Raw genomic sequence first — 17,372 nt, forward strand, 5'->3', positions numbered from 1 at the left:
AGTGATGACGGACGCAGTGAATTTGTTGATGGTAGTTTGCGCATGCGTGGGCGCCATGGCGCTTGGTGTTCTTGCAGCGTATGGAGTTTTCTGGTCGGCATTTGCTCTGATGAAGCCGCGCAGTGCGAACGAAGCCGTTGCCGTGAAGCCACAGCCTGAAGTGGCACTCTAACTTAGATTCAGGCTCCACCTTATGCCGCACGGTTCTGTGCGGCGGCTCCTATTTTGATTGAAAAAGCTTATTCCTGCGGCTGCTGTGGTGGCGGCTGGATGGGAACTCCTACGCGGCGTGGGCCGGGAGTGGTCTCTCCGGGCTGCTGCGGCACTGGAGGCTGCGCGGGTTGCGGCGGCTGCTGAGGCTGTGGCGGCTCTTCCGGTGTGGGGTCGGCGGAATCGTCGTCAGAGTCTTGTGACTCGGAGTTGGGGGTGGCGTTGGGCTGCGCGGCCCTGGCCGTTGCAGTGCGGCGGCTGAGCACGATTTGCCGGGGAGTTCCCTCCCCCTGGTCTCCGATGAGCATGATGTTGTAGCTGGAGCCGTGGAGGATTTGCGCGAGAACTTCGCGGGCGGGGCCGGGGCCGTATTCACCGAAGACACGCTCGTCGCCGGTCAGGCCTTCCAGTTTTGCGCCGGTGCGGGTGGAGATTTCCGTGAGAATCTGGCGGAGGCTGGAGTTGGCGGCGCTGACGCGGAGGCCCTGGCTGTCCCACTTGATCTGCGCGGGCGCGGGGGTTTGATTCACCGGCCAGTTGGGCGCAGGAGCTGCGACTGGGGCGGACTGAGCCTGGCCGCCGAAGGCCGGCACCGATGTATTACGCGGAGCGAAGGGCTGTGCGGGCGAGGGCTTGGGCGCGGTCTGCGCAGGAGCATGAAGGCAGGCCAATGCGAGCGCTGCGGCAAAGAGCAGCAGCTTGCCGGTTCGCGGATTGTTGGGCGTATGTGGCACTGCGGTTCGCTTCCCTGCTGCTTTCTTTAGACGGAGGTGCGCGTCAAAATTCGCACATTCAGTCGGCTACGCGTCTGTGTACTAGACTAGCAGTGGTTACCGAACGCTCGCATGCGGGCTTTCGTGTTGGAGTTATTTTTGATGCATATTGCGATAGATAGAATGGCTGCCCGGTGCTTGCTGGCGTTGAGCGCGCTGGTTTGCGCTCCGGTGGCGGGGCTGGCGGTAACCTGCACAACGCAGGCGGGACTGACGGCGGCTGACCGCAGTGCGCTGGCGCTGGCGGGACAAAGGCTTACGACGGCGGTAGTGCAGGGCGATACGGCAGGATTGCAGGCTTCTCTGCTGCCTTCGGTTACGGGGCAGTGGGATGGGATTCGCGATACGGCGGAGATTGGCTCGGCCTTTGTAAAGGGCGGGCAGACACAGTTGCGGAACCTGTATCTGCTGGATGCGACGAGCCTCACGGCTGCCGCGGATACGCAGTTTTTCTGCTCCAGTGCGAATGGCGCGATGACCGTGACGATTTCCATGCGGTCGCTGCCGCCGGGCAAGTATGCGGTGGTGCTGGCGGATGCGGCGGGCGCGCCAATGGCGGGACAGATTGGGCTGGTGCTTGGGCTGGATGCCGGCGCGTGGAAGCTGGGTGGGTTGTTTGTGCGGCCTGGGCAGCTTGACGGGCATGACGGCGTTTACTACTGGCAGCGGGCACGCGAGGCGTCGCGGTCTGGTGCTCCGTGGGCAGCCTATTACGCGTACGACGCGGCGCGGACGCTGCTGGTTCCGGTGGATTTTCTTTCGTCGCCGAATCTCGACAAGCTGAATACGGAGCAATCGCAGATTGCGGGTGCGCCTACGTTTCCATATAACGTGCAGGCGGGCGACCGGACTTTCAAGATTGACTCCATACACTTTGACACGGCGGCGCATGAGGCGGACCTTGGCGTGGTGTATGAATCGACAGGCGTGACGGACCAGGCGGCTCTGCGTACGGAAGCTACGACGGTGATGAGCGCGCTTTTGAAGGCGCAGCCGGTGCTGCGCGGCAGCTTCCATGGTTTCTGGGCTTACTCGTCGAATGGCGGCAAGATCACTCCGATTATGGAGTTGCCGATGAATAGAATTCCGTAAATGCAGGGACGTAGGGACTAGGGACATAGGGACTAGGAAAAGCATCGGCTTTGTGGTCGAGAGCACTTTTGCACCAATAAACAATTTTCAAAAACAAGCCAGGCCGCTTGCGGTACAAAATACTAGTCCCTATGTCCCTAGTCCCTGCTTTTGAAAGGAGCTTCACTTGCCTCACCTGATTGACCTTCGTTCTGATACTGTGACTCGTCCTACGGCTGCGATGCGCGCAGCTATGGCTAACGCTGAGGTTGGCGATGATGTTTATGGCGAGGACCCTACTGTCAACCTGCTGGAGAAGCGTGCGGCGGAGGTCTTTGGGCGTGAGGCGGCGCTGTTTGTGCCTACCGGAACAATGGGCAACCAGATTGGGCTGAAGCTACATACGCAGCCGGGGCAGGAGATTGTCTGCGAATCGCGGGCGCACATTCTCGATTGGGAGATGGGAATGACGGCGGTCTTTGCGGGCGCGACGATTCGCGCTGTGCCGACGGGCGACGGGATTTTGCGGTGGAAGGATATTGAGCCGGTACTGTTCAAGCGCGGAGGGTTTCGCGCGGCTACAGGGCTGATTGAGATTGAGAATACGGCGAACCTTGCAGGCGGGCGCTGTACTCCGGTTCCCGTACTGGAAGAGATTTGGGATGGGGCGAAGGAGCGCGGGCTGCCGACGCACCTGGATGGAGCGCGGATTTTCAATGCGGCTACGGCGCTGGGTGTGGATGTGAAGGAGCTGACGAGCGGCTTTGATACGGTGATGTTCTGCCTGTCGAAGGGGCTGTGTGCTCCGGTTGGGTCTGTGCTGGTTGGCTCTGCGGAGTTGATGGAGCAGGCGCGGCTTTATCGCAAGGCACTGGGCGGCGGCATGCGGCAGGTGGGCGTGCTGGCGGCTGCAGGACTGATTGCTCTCGAAGAGATGCCGAAGCGGCTTGGCGAGGACCACGCGAATGCAAAGCTGCTGGCAGAGGCGCTGTCGAAGATGGACGGCGTTGCGATTGATCCGACGACTGTGGAGACCAACATCGTCATCTTCCGGTTAACGGGCGCGGTGAAGGCTGTGGAGTTGGCTGCAAAGCTGAAGGCGGAGGGGATTTTGTGCAGCGCCTTCGGTCCGGATGCGGTGCGCATGGTGACGCATCATGATGTGAGCCGCGAGGATTGCGAAACAGCGATTTCGGCGCTGGGTGCGGTGTTGGCTTCTGCAACGGTGGCTAGCGTTTAGTGCTCTGAAGAGGAAAAGAGAGGGACGCTTGAAGCGTCCCTCTCTTTCTTTTGCAGCGCAAAATGTAGCGTTCTTCAAGTTACTTGATTGGTGGTCCTTGCGGGATGGCTGCGCCGTCGGAGCGGGGGTCGCCGGCGGCGAAGTTAACTGCACGCGTGCTGTCGTGAGCCACGGCTGCTCCCTGCCCTACGGTGAAGGAAAACGGATCAATGACCTGAATTTTGTGGCCGCGTTGCGTGAGGCCATTGCGAATCTCTTCAGGAATCATGGGCTCCATCAGCACATCGCAACCGTCGAAGGTCTCCTTGGTAAAGCGAGGCTGTTCGAGAGCGGCCTGCAGGTTCATGCCGAAGTCCACAATGTTGGAGACAAACTGCGCGTGGGCCTGCGCCTGGTTCCAACCGCCCATGATGCCGAAGCCGATGTGCATGTCGCCCTTCTCCATGAAGGCAGGAATGATGGTGTGGAGCGGGCGCTTGTGTCCGGCGAGCGAGTTGGGCAGGCCGGGCGTAAGCTGGAAGCCCGCGCCGCGGTTCTGGAAAGAGAAGCCAAGGCCGGGAGCGACAAAGCCGGTGCCGTAGCCTGCGTAGTTGCTCTGGATGAGCGAGACGATGTTGCCGTCCTTGTCGATGGTGGAGAGATAGATGGTCGAGTTGCCGTGCTTGTCGAGTTCGGCTTCGATCTCTGACGGCACAACCTGGCAGGATGCCTTGGTTGGGTCGATGAGCTTGTAACGCTTATCGGCGAGGTCTTTCGAGATGAGTTGCTTGACCGGAACCTGCGTGAAGCGCGGGTCGCCGACGTACTTGTACATGTCGGCATAGGCGAGCTTCTTGGCTTCAATCATGACGTGCAGCGCATCGACGGAGTTGTGGCCGTATTGCGCGAGGGGAAAGTGCTCCATGATGTTGAGCATGGAGAGCGCGGCGACACCCTGACCGTTGGGCGGAAGCTCGTAGACGGTCCATCCGTGATACGTCGTCGAGACGGGCTCAACCCACTCGGGCTGGAAGTCGCGGAAGTCCTCAAGCGTGTGCGTTCCGCCTTGCGCGTTGAGGAACTTCACCATCATTTCCGTCATGGCGCCGTTGTAGAAAGCGTCGCGGCCATGTGCGGCAATTTGCTTGAGCGAGTTGGCAAGTGCGGGATTCTTGAAGAGATCTCCGGGCTTGGGCGGTGTGGCCCAGGGCACAAAAGTCTCCTTGTAGCCGGGCTGGGTGAGGAGCTTTTTGGCGATCCAGTAGCGGGCATTGCGCTCGGCGAGCGGAAATCCGTTATCGGCGTAGTAGATGGCGGGCGCGAGGAGTTGGCTGAAGGGCAAGGAGCCGAAGCGGGTGCGCATCGCGTCCCATCCGGCAACTGCGCCGGGCACATCAATGGTTTCGACGCCGATGGGATTGATGGCCGTGACACCTTTAGCTTTGAGGTAGTCGATGGTGAGGGCTTTCGGCGTCCAGCCGCTGGAGTTGAGGCCGTAGAGCTTGCCGGTCTTGGCCTCGTAGTAAAGCATGAAGAGATCTCCGCCGATGCCGTTGACGTAGGGCTGTACAACGCCCATGACCGCGTTGGCTGCGATGGCCGCATCAATGGCGTTGCCGCCTTCTTCCAAGATGTGCGCACCCGCTTGCGAGGCCAGGAACTGCGGCGTGGAGACGATGCCGAATTTGGAGACGACCATGGAGCGCGCAGTGCCGGGAACAGAAGCGAACTGCGCGAGAAGGGCCGTCGTGCAACAAAGGAACAGTACCGCCAGAGACGCGAGACGTTTCATTGGGTTTCCTTGAAATGAGATGGGACTAAGGGGAGTAAGAAACTGGCGCGAGCTGGTTCTTGCTTCTTGCGGCTCGGTTTTCTAATAGTTCGATTGGAACAAGCATATCTTAGAAAATTCGGTTGGCTTGATTGCATGCAGAAAAAGGCACAGCTTTGGCCGTGCCTTTCCACTGCGAGCTTGAGAAGCTCTTACTGCTGGATGACGCCGCAGGCAATGCGGTCGCCGGAGTTGCCGGAGGGGTCGCTCATCAGGTCATCTGCCTTGGCGTGAATAACGAGCGCCGTTCCGCCATCGTGAAAGAGTGAGTTAGGTCCTTCTCCGAGTGTTGCGCCCTTGGCTACAAAGCTGAGCTTGCCTTTGCCGCTCGCATCAATGGTGAGGTTGGGCAAGTCGCCAATGTGCGGGTTGGGCGTGGCCGCGTTGTGGATGCCGTGGTGCGCCGTTGTCGGGTTGAAGTGGCCACCTGCGGTTGTGAAGGCCGGGGCATCACACTTGCCTGCGTTGTGGATGTGGATACCGTGTTCGCCGGGCGTGAGTTGCGTGACGGCAACGGAGACTTTTACGCCGTCGGCGGTAGCTTTCAGCTTGGCATGGCCGATGGTTGCGCCTTGCGCGTTGACGATATCGGCATGCGCCGACTTGGTGGCTGCGTGGGCGAATGTAGCTGCGGTAAAGCAGAGCAGCAGAGGAAGAATTCGAGTGCGCATAAAGGACCTCCGGGGATGGGTACGGAGGGAATGATAGCAGGGACAAAGGGACAGAGGGAAAAGGGACAAGGGTTTTAGATAAACGAAAAAAACTATAAAAAGCCAGAACTATAAATATTCCACTCATGCGATCAATGGGCGCATGAGTGGAATATCCGAGGTTGTGGCTTACTGGATTTCGAGGACGTCAGTGTTCTTTGCTGCGGCGGCTTCGGCTTGCTCCATCAGCTTCTGCGCGGCGTTGTAGAAGGGTTCGGCCGCTGGGCTCTTGGGGCCGGCGAGTGCGATAGGCATGCCCTTGTCGCCGCCTTCACGGATGGCGGGAACCAGCTCAATGGAGCCGAGGAACGGGATGCCAAATTGCTGCGCGGTGCGCTCGGCGCCGCCCTTGGAGAAGATGTCGATGATTTCTCCACAGTGCGGGCAGGTGAAGTGGCTCATGTTCTCGATGATGCCGAGAACATCGACGTTGACCTGCGCGAACATTTCGAGGGCTTTGCGGGCGTCCTGCAGGGACACGTCGCTTGGTGTGGAGACTACGACTGCGCCGGTGAGCGGGACGGTCTGCACGAGAGAAATGACTACGTCGCCGGTGCCGGGAGGCAGGTCCACGATGAGGTAGTCGAGTTCGCCCCAATCGACCTGCTGCAGGAACTGGCGGATGATCTGGTGGAGCATGGGGCCGCGCATGACGAGCGGCTTGTCGCCGGGTGAGATGTAGCCGATGGAGATGGTCTTGATGCCGTGCGTGAGGTTCGGGACGATGATGTTGCCGTCGGTGATTTTGGGCTGCTGCGTGGAGCCCATCATGAGCGGCACGTTGGGACCGTAGATGTCGGCGTCCACGAGGCCGACGCGCTGGCCGAGGCGGCTGAGCGCGAGTGCGAGGTTGACGGCGGTGGTGGTCTTGCCTACTCCGCCTTTGCCGGAACCTACGGCGATGATTTTGGAGACGCCCGGAAGTGCTACGGGAGCGGGTGCGGCATGTGCGTGGCCGTGTGCCATTGTTTCAACTCCTTCAGGGTAAAGCAAAACCTCAGGGGCTAAAGCCCCGACCATTATTGCTTCTCTTGACGTACGGGCTAAAGCCCGTACCCTTCAAAGAAACTTTGATTTTTAGCTAGACGCGTTGGCGAGTGCTGCGGTGGCTTTGCGGCCTGCTTTGCGGCGGGCGGCTTCGGCTTCGCGGTGCTGGCGGCGCAGAAGCGCGTCGTCGTAGCGGCGCTGCTCGTCGGCGGTTGTGGGTGTGACTTCGGGAACCACCATGCGGCGTCCGTTCTTGTCGATGGCTACGAAGACGAGATAAGCGCTGGCGACGTGGAGGCGCGTGCTGGTGAAGGTGTTTTCCACCCATGCCTTGACGCCTACTTCGAGCGAGGTGCGGAAGGCGCGGTTGACGCTGGATTTGAGAATCAGCAGGTCGCCCACGTGGACCGGATGGATGAAGTCGATGTGGTCCATAGACGCGGTGACGACGTGCGTGCGCGTGTGCCGGTAGGCGGCCATGGCGCCGGTGAGGTCAATGAAGTGCATCAGGCGGCCACCGAGAAGATTGCCCAGGGTGTTGGTGTCGTTGGGCAGAATAATTTCGGTCATCTCGGACTGCGAATCCGCGACAAGGCGCGCGGCGTGGGGAATTTCGTTGGAACTCATCTCTTGCTTTCTCCAGTACTTCCGGAACTGACTTCCCTTGCTCGCGTATCGAGTTTCTTTTTCCACTTACCAGTGGGCGGCAAGGTGGAAACTTCAGTGTTACTCTGAATTGGCCTCTGAACAGATACAATGGTTCAGGCGGGGGCCAGGCAGAGCAGGAAGTACTCTTCCAGTTTCAGCAATCCACGCAATTTAAGCAAATTCTCCCCAGCAAGGTAATCTGAACTTCCGAATGAGCACCACAGACAAGATCGCAGGATTGAAGGAAATCCTCTCTCTGGACCCGAAAAACAGCTTTGCACGGTATGGAATTGCCGTGGAACTGGCGACTCGCGGCGAAGTGGACGAGGCGATGGTTGAGTTTAACCAGTTGCTGAAAAATGATCCGGATTACACGGCTGGATACTTTATGTCGGCGCAGACGCTGGCCAAGGCCGGGCGGACGCCGGAGGCAATTGCCATGCTGAAGGACGGCATCAGTTGTGCCGCGCGGACGGGCAACCGCCATGCTCTGAGCGAGATGCAGGGAATGCTGGACGAGCTTGACCGCTAGCGGTCAAGCAGGGACCAAGGGACTGAAGGGACTAAAAACAAACCCCGCTTGGCGTGATTGCCAAATGGGGTTTTCGCATTTGGAGCTGAGGTCTTGATTGAGTTGCGGACGAGAAGTCTTCCAGTCCCTTAGTCCCCATAGCCCCTTCCGTCTCTTGTTTCGCCTGATTCACTGTGATTTTTGTCATCTTTTGTGAACTTTGCCCCATCTATACTATTGATATGCCGAAGTATTCGATAGTCGTCCCTTTCCATAACGAAGAAGAAAACGTAACCGCCCTCTACGCGAAGCTGAAACAGGTGATGGAGCAGATTGGGGACAGCTTTGAGCTGGTCCTGATCGACGACGGCTCCAGCGACCGCACCTACAAGCTGCTGGAAGAGATTGCCGCAGTGGACAGCCGTGTGCTGGTGGTGAAGCTGCGCCGCAACTTTGGCCAGACGCCCGCGCTTGCCGCCGGCTTTGACCACGCGTCGGGCGACTTCATCATCTCGATGGACGGTGATTTGCAGCACGATCCGAACGAGATTCCGAACTTTATCGAGAAGCTCGAAGAGGGCTACGATGTTGTCTCCGGCTGGCGCGAAAAGCGCATTGACAACTTCGTGATGCGGCGCTTTCCTTCCAAGGTGGCAAACTGGCTGATGGCCAAGCTTTCGGGAGTGGAGATTCACGATTTCGGCACCACGTTCAAAGCCTATCGCCGCGAGGTGATTCAGAACATTCCGCTGTATGGCGAGATGCACCGCTTCATTCCCGCCTTGGCTAGCTGGTATGGCGCTTCGATTTGCGAAGTTCCCATCAAGAACGTGAACCGGTTGCGCGGCAAGAGCCATTACGGCATTGGGCGCACCTTCCGCGTCTTCTTTGACCTGATGACGATTCGCTTCCTGTTGAAGTACATGAGCAGGCCGCTGCACTTCTTCGGCACCTTTGGCGCACTGGGCATTCTGCTGGGAAGCTTCTTCTCGGCGCTGCTGCTGGGAATGAAGCTGACCAACTGGCACCAGAATGTGATGGACCAGCATGGGCCGCTATTTGTGATTGCGGGTGTGTTGATTGTGGCTGGAATTCAGATGCTGGCAATTGGACTGCTCGGCGAGTTGCAGGTGCGGCACTACTACACCACGCAGCACCGTGCGCCGTATGCGATTGATCGCCTGGTGCGGCTGCGCGCTCCGGAAGAGCCCAGCATGTTGCCTTTTAACGGCAGAGAGTAAACAGTAAGAGAATAGGTAGCAGCAAACAAAGGCCTAACCGAATGAGTCCGGTTAGGCCTTTTCCTTTTTGCTCAGCATCAGGTATGCGTATGCGGTCTTGCTGTTGCTTTCTATTCCCTACTCCCTATTCCCTTGCAACGCGATAGCGTTGCAGTGCATCCTTCCAGCATGAAAGCTATTCAGATTCGTGAGACGGGCGGACCGGAAAAGCTGGTCCTTGCTGAGCTGCCGATTCCTGAGCCGGGACCGGGGCAGGTGCTGCTGCGTATTGAAGCGATTGGCGTGAATTTCATTGAAGCGTACTTTCGCAAGGGGCAGTACAAAGCTACGCTGCCGCTGGTTCCGGGAAGTGAAGCTGCTGGCGTGATTGAAGAGATTGGGCCGGGAGTCAGCGGGTTTGCTGTCGGGGATCTTGCAGCTTCTACCTCCGTGATGGGCAGCTATGCAGAGTATGCGCTTGTGCCGGCGACGCAGCTTGTGAAGGTTCCCGATGGACTGAGTCCGGAGAAAGCTGCGGCAGCGATGCTGCAGGGAATGACGGCGCATTATCTGTCGCACTCGACGTGGCCGCTGAAGGCTGGTGAAACTGCGTTGATTCACGCGGGCGCGGGCGGCACAGGGCTGCTGCTGACGCAGATGGCGGCGCGAATTGGCGCACGGGTTATCACAACCGTTTCCACGGAAGAGAAGGTGGAGCTTTCGCGAGAGGCGGGAGCGAGCGAAGTGATTCTCTACACCGAAAAGGATTTTGTTGCAGAAGTGAAGCGCATCACAGCAGGGCGCGGCGTAGACGTTGTATACGATTCCGTAGGGAAGACAACATTCGAGGGCAGCCTGAACTGCTTACATCCGCGCGGCATGCTGGCGCTCTTCGGCGGATCAAGCGGCGCAGTACCATCGTTTGATCCGATTCAGCTCAGCACGAAGGGTTCGCTGTTTTTAACGCGGCCTACGCTGTGGCATTACATCCAGACACGCGAGGAGCTGGAGTGGCGTGCGGGCGATGTGCTGAAGTGGGCTGCGAGCGGCGAGCTGAAGCTGCGCATGGAGCATGTGTATGCGCTGGAAGAGGCTTCCAAGGCGCATGAGGATATGGAAGGGCGGAAGACCACGGGCAAGATTCTTTTAGAGCCGTGAAAAGCAGCTATTAGCCGTTAGCTCTTAGCTTCTAGCTCGATTACGGGAACATGAGCTGCTGCGTGTTGTCAGACAAGCTAAGAGCCTATTTTTTATGAACACTAATTCGATTCCAATTCGTGCGGATGATCGCGTGTTTGTACTGACTGGAGCAGGCATCAGCTCGGAGAGCGGGTTGCCTACGTTTCGCGCTTCGGATGGGCTTTGGGCGGGACATCGCGTGGAGGATATTTGTACTCCTGAAGCGCTGGAGCGGAATCCCTGGCTGGTCTGGGAGTTTTATTCCAAGCGGCGTGCGGACTGTGCGAAGGCTTTGCCGAATCCTGCGCACGTTGCACTGGCCGAGTTGGAAAAGCAGCTTGGCGACAGGCTCTTTCTCTGCACGCAGAATGTGGATGACCTGCATGAACGCGCCGGCTCAACGCGGCTGGTGCACATGCACGGTGAGCTGGCGAAGTCGCGGTGCGAGCAGGAGTGCGGCGCGGCTCCTGTAGAGGACCATCGCGTTTATACAAGCCTGAGTGAAGTGGGGCAATGCGCGGAATGCGGAGCGCGGTTGCGGCCTCACATCGTTTTCTTTGGAGAGATGCCGCTGGAGATGCACCGCATTCAACGGGAGATTGCGCGTGCTTCGGTGATGGTGGTGATTGGGACTTCCGGCTCCGTGTATCCAGCAGCGGATTTTGTGCACTGGGCGCGGCAGCAGGGCGCACGCACGGTCTATGTTGGACCGGAAAGGCCGCTCAATGCAGAGGCGTTTACAGCAATTGTGGAAGGCAAAGCCGGCGAGGTGCTGGCAGGAGCTTTTCATGTTACAGGTTGAAGGTTACCGGTGACAGTAAAGCCGCTTGCTGTCACCTGTAACCTGTCATCTATTCCCTGCTCTTACTGCTTCTCGATGCGAATGGCAGTGGCCGCGTAGTCGCCGGTCATATTGAGTTGCAAGCCGTTGTTCATGAGCCATGCGCCAGTGGCGGTTTCCGGGCCGCTGTACTTGTTTGCATCCAGAGGAGTGATTTTGTACGTGGCGTTCGATTCGAGCCCCTGCAGAATTACGGCTGGATACGCCATGCCGTAGCGCTGCGAGTGCAGATAGGCAAGGACAACTCCTTCCCTGCCGTTCTGCGAGATGTACTCCACTTGTGAGGCGTCGCCTTCAAGCGGAGATGCCAAGCGGTAGAGATTGCCATGCTGCACGGTCTCACGAATCTGCTTGTAGAAGGCCGTGAGACGCGTAGCCGTGGCCATGTCTTCGTCGGTCCACTTGTTCAGGTTGCCGCCGATGCCGAGCGCACCCTGCATGGTAACGAGGAAACGGAAGTCGAGCGGGATGCGGCGGTTATCGAGGAAGTTGGGAATATCCGTGACCCAGGCAACCATGGTCTCCGGCGTGTAGGCGTGCGTATAGCCGGACTGGATGTTAAGGCGGTCGAGTGCGTCGGTATTATCCGAAGGCCAAACCTCGTCGGTGTAGCGCAGAATGCCGAGATCGACGCGTCCACCGCCGCCGGAGCAAGACTCGACTTCAAGCTTGGGATGCTTCTGACGCAAGCGGTCGAGGATTTCATACACGTTGCGCACGAACTGGACGTAAACCTGCTTTTCTGCGTCGGCGTTGGGATGCTCTGGCGAGCTCCCGGGAGCAGTGTTCCAGCCAGGCTCGGACCAGTTGCGGTTGTAATCCCACTTGAGGAAGGCGATGTCGTTCTTGCTGACGAGCTCATCGAGCCACTGAAAGACATACTCCTTCACGTCTTCGCGGGCGAGGTTGAGCATGAGCTGGTTGCGCTGCTCGGTATGCACGCGACCGGGCAGTTGCATGGCCCACTCGGGATGTTTGCGATAGAGGTCGCTGTCGGGGTTAATCATTTCCGGCTCAACCCAGATGCCGAAATCCATGCCGAGTGAGTGCACTTTGTCGATGACGGGCTTGAGGCCATGCGGGAATTTCTGCGGATTGACGTACCAGTCGCCAAGGCCGGCGTGGTCGGTTTTGCGCTGGCCAAACCAGCCATCGTCGATGACGAAGCGCTCTACGCCAAGCTTGGCGGCGCGCTCGGCGAGAGAGGTCTGCCCCTCTTCATTGACGTTGAACTCGGTAGCTTCCCACGAGTTGTAAATGATGGGGCGCGGCTTGGGGTCAGGGCGCGTGGGGAGGATTTCCGCTAGCTGGAAGCGGTGCAGGATGCGCGAGGCTTCGCCTTCGCCGCCGTTGGTGTATCCGGCGTAGAAATGTGGAGTTTCCAGCGAAGAGCCGGGAGCCAGCGGATAGCGGAAGTCATAAGGGTTAAAGCCACCAGTGACGCGAATCTTGTTGAGCGCGGTGGATTCAAGCGTGATGCGCCACGAGCCGGACCAGGCTAGCTCGCCAAACCAGACGGGGCCAGCGGTTTCCGTAGTCTGGCTCTGCTTGCCGATGCTGAACCATGGGTTGGACTGCTGGCCGGTTGAACCGCGGCGGCTTTCGAGAATCTGCATGCCTGTTTGGATGGGCGCGGTGTGAAGCTGAAATTCGCCGCCCCATTGCCCGGTGAGCCAGTTCAGGCGGTAATCCGTTCCAGCGGGGAGGTTCCAGGTTGCAGAGGCGACCTGCTCAATCTGTATGGGAGCGGAGCCGGCATTTTCAATGCGCGACCAGCGGCCAACGATTCCCTCGGCAAAAGGCTGGTAGTAGAGATGAACAAAGATAGGCTGCGCTTGATCGCGAAGGGTGATCTCGAGAACCGAATCTTTCACCTCAGCCTTTTGAAATTCGAGGATGAGCGTGCGGTCACCGTTGGGGGAATCCACCTTCAGAGCAGGCTCAGTGGGGAGTCCGGCACCCCATGCGGGATATTCGAGCGGCGTGGTGCCGATTGGAGGGTCGAAGGAGGCGCGGCCATCGCTGCTATGGGCGGCGGGAAGTGCCGCGCTGGCGGGAAGGCTGCTGCCCCAGTAGAGAGACTGCACCATGTTCTGCTCATTCACGCCGATGGCGTAACTGGTCTTGCCTGCATCGAGAATCCAGGCTTTGCCGCCGGGCAGCGGGCGGATGGCGTTTTGGGCGGAGAGGGAGACGCAGGTACCGAGGGCAAGCAGAAGGGCGCGGCGCATAAGAATTTTCCTTTGTTGGTGGTGCGAAAGCAACGATACCGGGTTTGGGCAGAAAATGTAAACGGTATCATTTAATCTTTTGGTAAACAAAGGGCCCGGCTGAGCAAAGATTGTGCCACTATCTGAACTTGGCTGCGAAAAACTACGGAGACACGGGACTTCCACGAATTATTCAACTCTCCGTAACATAGCCCTTAGAAAATCTATATGGCAGTCAAGAGCGATTCTGGAAAGCATCCGCCTTGGAACGCCAGATCTGCAAGGAGCGAAACGTGAAGAAAATTGGCATTGCCGTAGGTTTGTTGATGATGGCCGTGGGCGCGGCTCAGGCCCAGAAGCTCACGGGAGCGGGAGCGACCTTCCCCAACCCCATCTATTCCAAATGGTTCTCTGAGTACAGCACGGCCCATCCGGGCGTGCAAATCAACTACCAGTCGATTGGCTCCGGCGGCGGCATTACGCAGGTGACCAAGGGCCTGGTGGACTTCGGCGCTTCGGACATGCCCATGGCGGATGCGCAGCTTTCGGCTTCTTCCGTAAAGCTGATTCACATTCCCACGGTTCTGGGCGCAGTGGTTCCGGTGTTCAACGTTCCGGGCGCTACGGACATCAAGTTCTCTGGCGACGTGCTGGCTGATATCTACGAAGGCAAGATTGCCAACTGGAACGATGCTCGCATTGCCAAGGACAACCCGGGCGTGAAGCTTCCTGACCAGAAGATCATCGTGGTGCACCGTTCGGATGGCTCGGGCACGAGCTTCATCTGGACCGATTACCTGAGCAAGGTGAGCAAGAGCTGGAACGACGGCCCCGGCAAGGGCACTTCGCCCAACTGGCCTGTAGGCGTAGGCGGCAAGGGTAACGAAGGCGTTGCCGGCCTGGTTCGTCAGCTTCCTGGCGCAATTGGCTACGTGGAGCTGATTTACGCGCTGCAGAACAAGATCAGCTACGGCGAAGTGAAGAACGCCGCCGGCAACTGGGTAAAGGCCTCGATTGAAGGCGTGACGGCTGCTGCCGCCGGCGCGAAGATTCCGGCTGACTACCGCGTCTCCATCACCAACGCTCCGGGCGCGAATGCTTACCCGATTTCGAGCTTCACCTACCTGCTGATTCCGGTGAAGGCCAAGGACGCGACCAATGGCAAGGTGCTGAAGGACCTGCTGAGCTGGATTGTGAAGTCCGGCGAAAGCGAAGTCTCCACCCTGTCGTACGCTCCGCTGCCGTCTGACCTGGCGGAAAAGGTGCTGAAGACTATCTACACGCTTGAGTAAGAAAACTGGCCGCACAGGCAAGTGCCTGCGGCGCCAAAAACAGGAAAGGCCCGGTGTATGCCGGGCCTTTTTCTTTACTTTGATTCACGTGTGAGGATTACGGAATCAGCTTGTCATCGCGCAGTTTTTGAAAGAGAGCAAAGAAGCTCTCGTCCGTAGGCTGGTAGGCGGTGAAGCCAAGCTTGCGGCTCTTCGACATATCCGTTACCACCTCCACCGGCCTGCCTAAATCCGCATCCGTATGCCAGGCGGAAGCAAGCCTGTCCAAGTCTTCTTCCGCAAGGTGATACTTTGCGGCAATTTGCTTCCACTCGGGAGCAGCCTCCGCAAGCTGCTCTTCGAGCGGAATCCCTTCTCCTTCCAGCTCGGCAGTCTCAACGCCAAACCAGCCGGCAACGCGCTTCCACATCCATTTCCAGCGGAAGACATCGCCATTTACCACGTTAAAAGCCTGATTCTGTGCGGCAGGAGTGGTTGCAGCCCATAGCAGGTGCTTTGCTAGCAGGCGTGCATCGGTCATGTCGGTCAGGCTGTTCCACTGCACGGAAGAGCCGGGGGACCGCATGGGCTTTCCCTGCTCTTTGCAGAGCGTGGCATAAACCGCAAGCGTTGTTCCCATATTCATGGCGTTGCCCACGGCGTAGCCAATGATGGTGTGCGGGCGATGAACGCTCCAGTGATAGCCGTCCCGCGCCGCAGCCGCGAAGACTTCGTCTTCCTGCGCGTAATAGAAATTTTCCAGGTCAAGCCTTGGCTGCTCCTCGCGAAAGGGCGTAGCAGGCAGAGTGCCTTTGCCGTACGCCTCAAACGGGCCAAGGTAGTGCTTGAGCCCTGTTACAAGAGCGACATGCTGCACGGTCCTTGCCCCGGAAACGGCATTGAGCACATTGCGCACCATGCCGGCGTTGACGCGGATATTCTCGGCTTCTGTAGGCTGGCGAAGCCATGTTGCCAGAAAGATGTGCGTCGGCTTTACATCCTTCAATGCCGCAGCCACGGCGTCCGCGTTCTGCAAATCCACGGGAATGGACAGAACGCCTTCCCGCTCGCCGGGACGACGCGCCATGCCATAGATAGTCCAGTCTTTTTCCGCAATCAGCAGGTCTGCCAGGTTGCGTCCGACGATGCCGGTTACGCCAACAATCAGTGCTGTCTTGTTCATTTTTATCCCCACCTTCAAAAGCCGTGAGAGTATATAAGCTCAACCGGCATGATTCTCGTCGATGAGGCGATCCATGAGGGGAATAAGCTGTTCGCTGGTACGGAGCAGCGTAAAAGCCTTCGTAGCAGCATCCCAGTCGAGCTTGAAGCTGGTGGAGAGAGCTGAAATCCAGATCTGGCGAACAGGCGTGTTCGGTGTGACAACAAATTTTGACGACGGATCATCAAAAACTACATTCAGGACGCCGTTTTGCTCCTCGACTTCAAAGCCCGCTTCATCTTCTTCTTCACGGGCAATCAGGTGCTTTTTCAACGCGTCAATCGCGGTTTCAGCGGCACGGCGGAAATCATGTTCGTCAATCATGAAGCCAGTGTAGCAAGGAGAATACGCAGGGGTTAATCACCAGGGTTCGTGTTTTTCCGGGTTTCCTTGGGTTTGAGGCGTGTTTCATGGAATATTCATGCAGTCCTTGTCACTCGTTTATCTCAATCCGCCGATACTGACGGCGGAGACGGAATTCCTCCATTCCCCACAGGTAAGCCGAGAGGAGGCCCGATGCAAGTCCAAATTCGAGTTCAGCCGCGAGTCAAGCTGCGAACCCCATCCCGGCAGTTCTCTGCCTATGCGGTTTGCATTCTTACAGGACTTCTTGCTGCCATAACGCATTCTGGACACGCGCAGCAGACTCCCTCCCCCACACCCAATCAAGCGCAAAGCTCCGCTGCCGCCACCACGTTAGTGCGCGAGGTTGTCTACAACGAGTTGCACGATCACGAGCGGCACGGCTGGTGGCGCTACTGGATTGAGAAGCATGCGGCAAAAGAGACCCGCGTTGAGGAGCAGGTGGAAACCGAGGACGGCCCGGTAACGCGAACGGTGCTGCTGAATGGGCATCCGCTGGACGCGCAAGGGCAGGAGCAGGAAGAAGAAAAGCTGCACGAGCTGATGAGTTCTCCGAAAGAGATTGCGAACCACAAGCAAGCATATTTAGACGATGAGAAACGAATCGGCCGGATTGTGGCACTGCTGCCAGAGGCATTTCTATACGAAGACGCCGGCGAAGAAAAGGGGCTGCGGCATCTGAAGTTCCGGCCGAATCCTGCCTATCCGCCACACTCGATTGAGGCACGCATCTTTCACGCCATGAGCGGCGACCTGTGGGTGGATGCGCGGATGAAGCGCATGGCGTGTCTGAATGGCCATCTTGAAGAGAATGTCGATTTTGGGTATGGAATTCTGGGGCGGCTCTACAAGGGCGGCTGGTTTGAGCTGAAGCGCGTGCAGGTAAACAACACGGACTGGAAGACCGAGCGGCTGGAAGTGCATATGAATGGCCGCGCGATACTCTTCAAGACAATTGCGCGTGAAACCAGCGAGGTACGCGGCGGATTTGTGGCTGTGCCTGCGGCAATGAACCTGTCGCAGGGAATGCACATGCTGGAAGAACCGGTGACAGCAGCGCATGTAACGCAGGCTGGATTCGTGGCGCGCTAAGGCCGCGCTCAGAA

The 17,372-nt window shown here is 58.3% G+C and carries 17 protein-coding genes; 9 read left to right on the forward strand and 8 right to left on the reverse strand.

Annotation, left to right across the window (positions count from 1 at the left end):
* Window positions 1–4 precede the first annotated feature (4 nt).
* The gene (locus AC5S3R_RS12770; protein WP_494267424.1) at window positions 5–172 is read left to right on the forward strand and encodes a hypothetical protein; all 168 of its coding nucleotides are present in this window, start codon (window positions 5–7) and stop codon (window positions 170–172) included.
* A gap of 67 nt (window positions 173–239) precedes the next feature.
* Here AC5S3R_RS12770 and AC5S3R_RS12775 read toward each other — a convergent pair whose 3' ends face one another.
* Window positions 240–944, reverse strand: coding sequence for a hypothetical protein (locus tag AC5S3R_RS12775; RefSeq protein ID WP_494267425.1), 705 nt, complete (start codon window positions 942–944; stop codon window positions 240–242).
* A gap of 162 nt (window positions 945–1,106) precedes the next feature.
* On the opposite strand from AC5S3R_RS12775, the gene AC5S3R_RS12780 reads away from it, so the two are divergent.
* Together AC5S3R_RS12780 and AC5S3R_RS12785 are read left to right on the forward strand one after the other, a co-directional pair.
* Complete coding sequence (locus AC5S3R_RS12780; RefSeq protein WP_494267426.1) at window positions 1,107–2,075, forward strand: hypothetical protein; 969 nt, start codon at window positions 1,107–1,109, stop codon at window positions 2,073–2,075.
* Between the two features lie 175 nt (window positions 2,076–2,250).
* Window positions 2,251–3,294: a threonine aldolase family protein gene (locus AC5S3R_RS12785; RefSeq protein WP_494267517.1), complete on the forward strand. Its 1,044-nt coding sequence runs from the start codon at window positions 2,251–2,253 to the stop codon at window positions 3,292–3,294.
* Between the two features lie 79 nt (window positions 3,295–3,373).
* Here the strand turns inward: AC5S3R_RS12785 and ggt are convergent, their stop codons facing one another.
* The 4 genes from ggt to AC5S3R_RS12805 all read right to left on the reverse strand — a co-directional run bounded on the left by ggt (window position 3,374) and on the right by AC5S3R_RS12805 (window position 7,428).
* Window positions 3,374–5,065: a gamma-glutamyltransferase gene (ggt, locus tag AC5S3R_RS12790; protein ID WP_494267427.1), complete on the reverse strand. Its 1,692-nt coding sequence runs from the start codon at window positions 5,063–5,065 to the stop codon at window positions 3,374–3,376.
* Window positions 5,066–5,256: 191 nt separating this feature from the next.
* Window positions 5,257–5,775, reverse strand: coding sequence for a superoxide dismutase family protein (locus AC5S3R_RS12795; RefSeq protein WP_494267428.1), 519 nt, complete (start codon window positions 5,773–5,775; stop codon window positions 5,257–5,259).
* A 168-nt stretch (window positions 5,776–5,943) separates the two neighbouring features.
* On the reverse strand, window positions 5,944–6,780 hold the full coding sequence (locus AC5S3R_RS12800; protein WP_494267429.1) for an Mrp/NBP35 family ATP-binding protein: 837 nt from the start codon (window positions 6,778–6,780) through the stop codon (window positions 5,944–5,946).
* 111 nt (window positions 6,781–6,891) lie between these two features.
* Complete coding sequence (locus AC5S3R_RS12805; protein WP_494267430.1) at window positions 6,892–7,428, reverse strand: acyl-CoA thioesterase; 537 nt, start codon at window positions 7,426–7,428, stop codon at window positions 6,892–6,894.
* Window positions 7,429–7,660: 232 nt separating this feature from the next.
* On the opposite strand from AC5S3R_RS12805, the gene AC5S3R_RS12810 reads away from it, so the two are divergent.
* From AC5S3R_RS12810 to AC5S3R_RS12825, 4 genes are all read left to right on the forward strand, one after another.
* A complete protein-coding gene (locus AC5S3R_RS12810; RefSeq protein ID WP_494267431.1) occupies window positions 7,661–7,981 on the forward strand; it encodes a tetratricopeptide repeat protein in 321 nt (106 codons plus the stop codon).
* A 221-nt stretch (window positions 7,982–8,202) separates the two neighbouring features.
* On the forward strand, window positions 8,203–9,201 hold the full coding sequence (locus AC5S3R_RS12815; RefSeq protein WP_494267432.1) for a glycosyltransferase family 2 protein: 999 nt from the start codon (window positions 8,203–8,205) through the stop codon (window positions 9,199–9,201).
* Between the two features lie 168 nt (window positions 9,202–9,369).
* A complete protein-coding gene (locus AC5S3R_RS12820; RefSeq protein ID WP_494267433.1) occupies window positions 9,370–10,338 on the forward strand; it encodes a quinone oxidoreductase family protein in 969 nt (322 codons plus the stop codon).
* Window positions 10,339–10,432: 94 nt separating this feature from the next.
* Window positions 10,433–11,161: an SIR2 family NAD-dependent protein deacylase gene (locus AC5S3R_RS12825; protein WP_494267434.1), complete on the forward strand. Its 729-nt coding sequence runs from the start codon at window positions 10,433–10,435 to the stop codon at window positions 11,159–11,161.
* 62 nt (window positions 11,162–11,223) lie between these two features.
* Here the strand turns inward: AC5S3R_RS12825 and AC5S3R_RS12830 are convergent, their stop codons facing one another.
* The gene (locus tag AC5S3R_RS12830; protein WP_494267435.1) at window positions 11,224–13,431 is read right to left on the reverse strand and encodes an alpha-galactosidase; all 2,208 of its coding nucleotides are present in this window, start codon (window positions 13,429–13,431) and stop codon (window positions 11,224–11,226) included.
* A 272-nt stretch (window positions 13,432–13,703) separates the two neighbouring features.
* Here AC5S3R_RS12830 and pstS point away from each other — a divergent pair, with 272 nt between their 5' ends.
* On the forward strand, window positions 13,704–14,702 hold the full coding sequence (pstS, locus tag AC5S3R_RS12835; RefSeq protein ID WP_494267436.1) for a phosphate ABC transporter substrate-binding protein PstS: 999 nt from the start codon (window positions 13,704–13,706) through the stop codon (window positions 14,700–14,702).
* A gap of 97 nt (window positions 14,703–14,799) precedes the next feature.
* On the opposite strand, the gene AC5S3R_RS12840 is transcribed toward pstS, so the two are convergent.
* Both AC5S3R_RS12840 and cyaY read right to left on the reverse strand, forming a co-directional pair.
* Window positions 14,800–15,864, reverse strand: coding sequence for an SDR family oxidoreductase (locus AC5S3R_RS12840; protein ID WP_494267437.1), 1,065 nt, complete (start codon window positions 15,862–15,864; stop codon window positions 14,800–14,802).
* Between the two features lie 39 nt (window positions 15,865–15,903).
* Window positions 15,904–16,227 (reverse strand): iron donor protein CyaY, encoded by a 324-nt coding sequence (gene cyaY, locus AC5S3R_RS12845; RefSeq protein ID WP_494267438.1) that lies wholly within the window; start codon window positions 16,225–16,227, stop codon window positions 15,904–15,906.
* Between the two features lie 192 nt (window positions 16,228–16,419).
* Between cyaY and AC5S3R_RS12850 the strand changes: the two genes are divergently transcribed.
* The gene (locus AC5S3R_RS12850; RefSeq protein WP_494267439.1) at window positions 16,420–17,358 is read left to right on the forward strand and encodes a hypothetical protein; all 939 of its coding nucleotides are present in this window, start codon (window positions 16,420–16,422) and stop codon (window positions 17,356–17,358) included.
* Window positions 17,359–17,372: the final 14 nt, after the last annotated feature.

It is taken from the genome of Occallatibacter sp. FHG110214_02 (genome assembly GCF_059115385.1).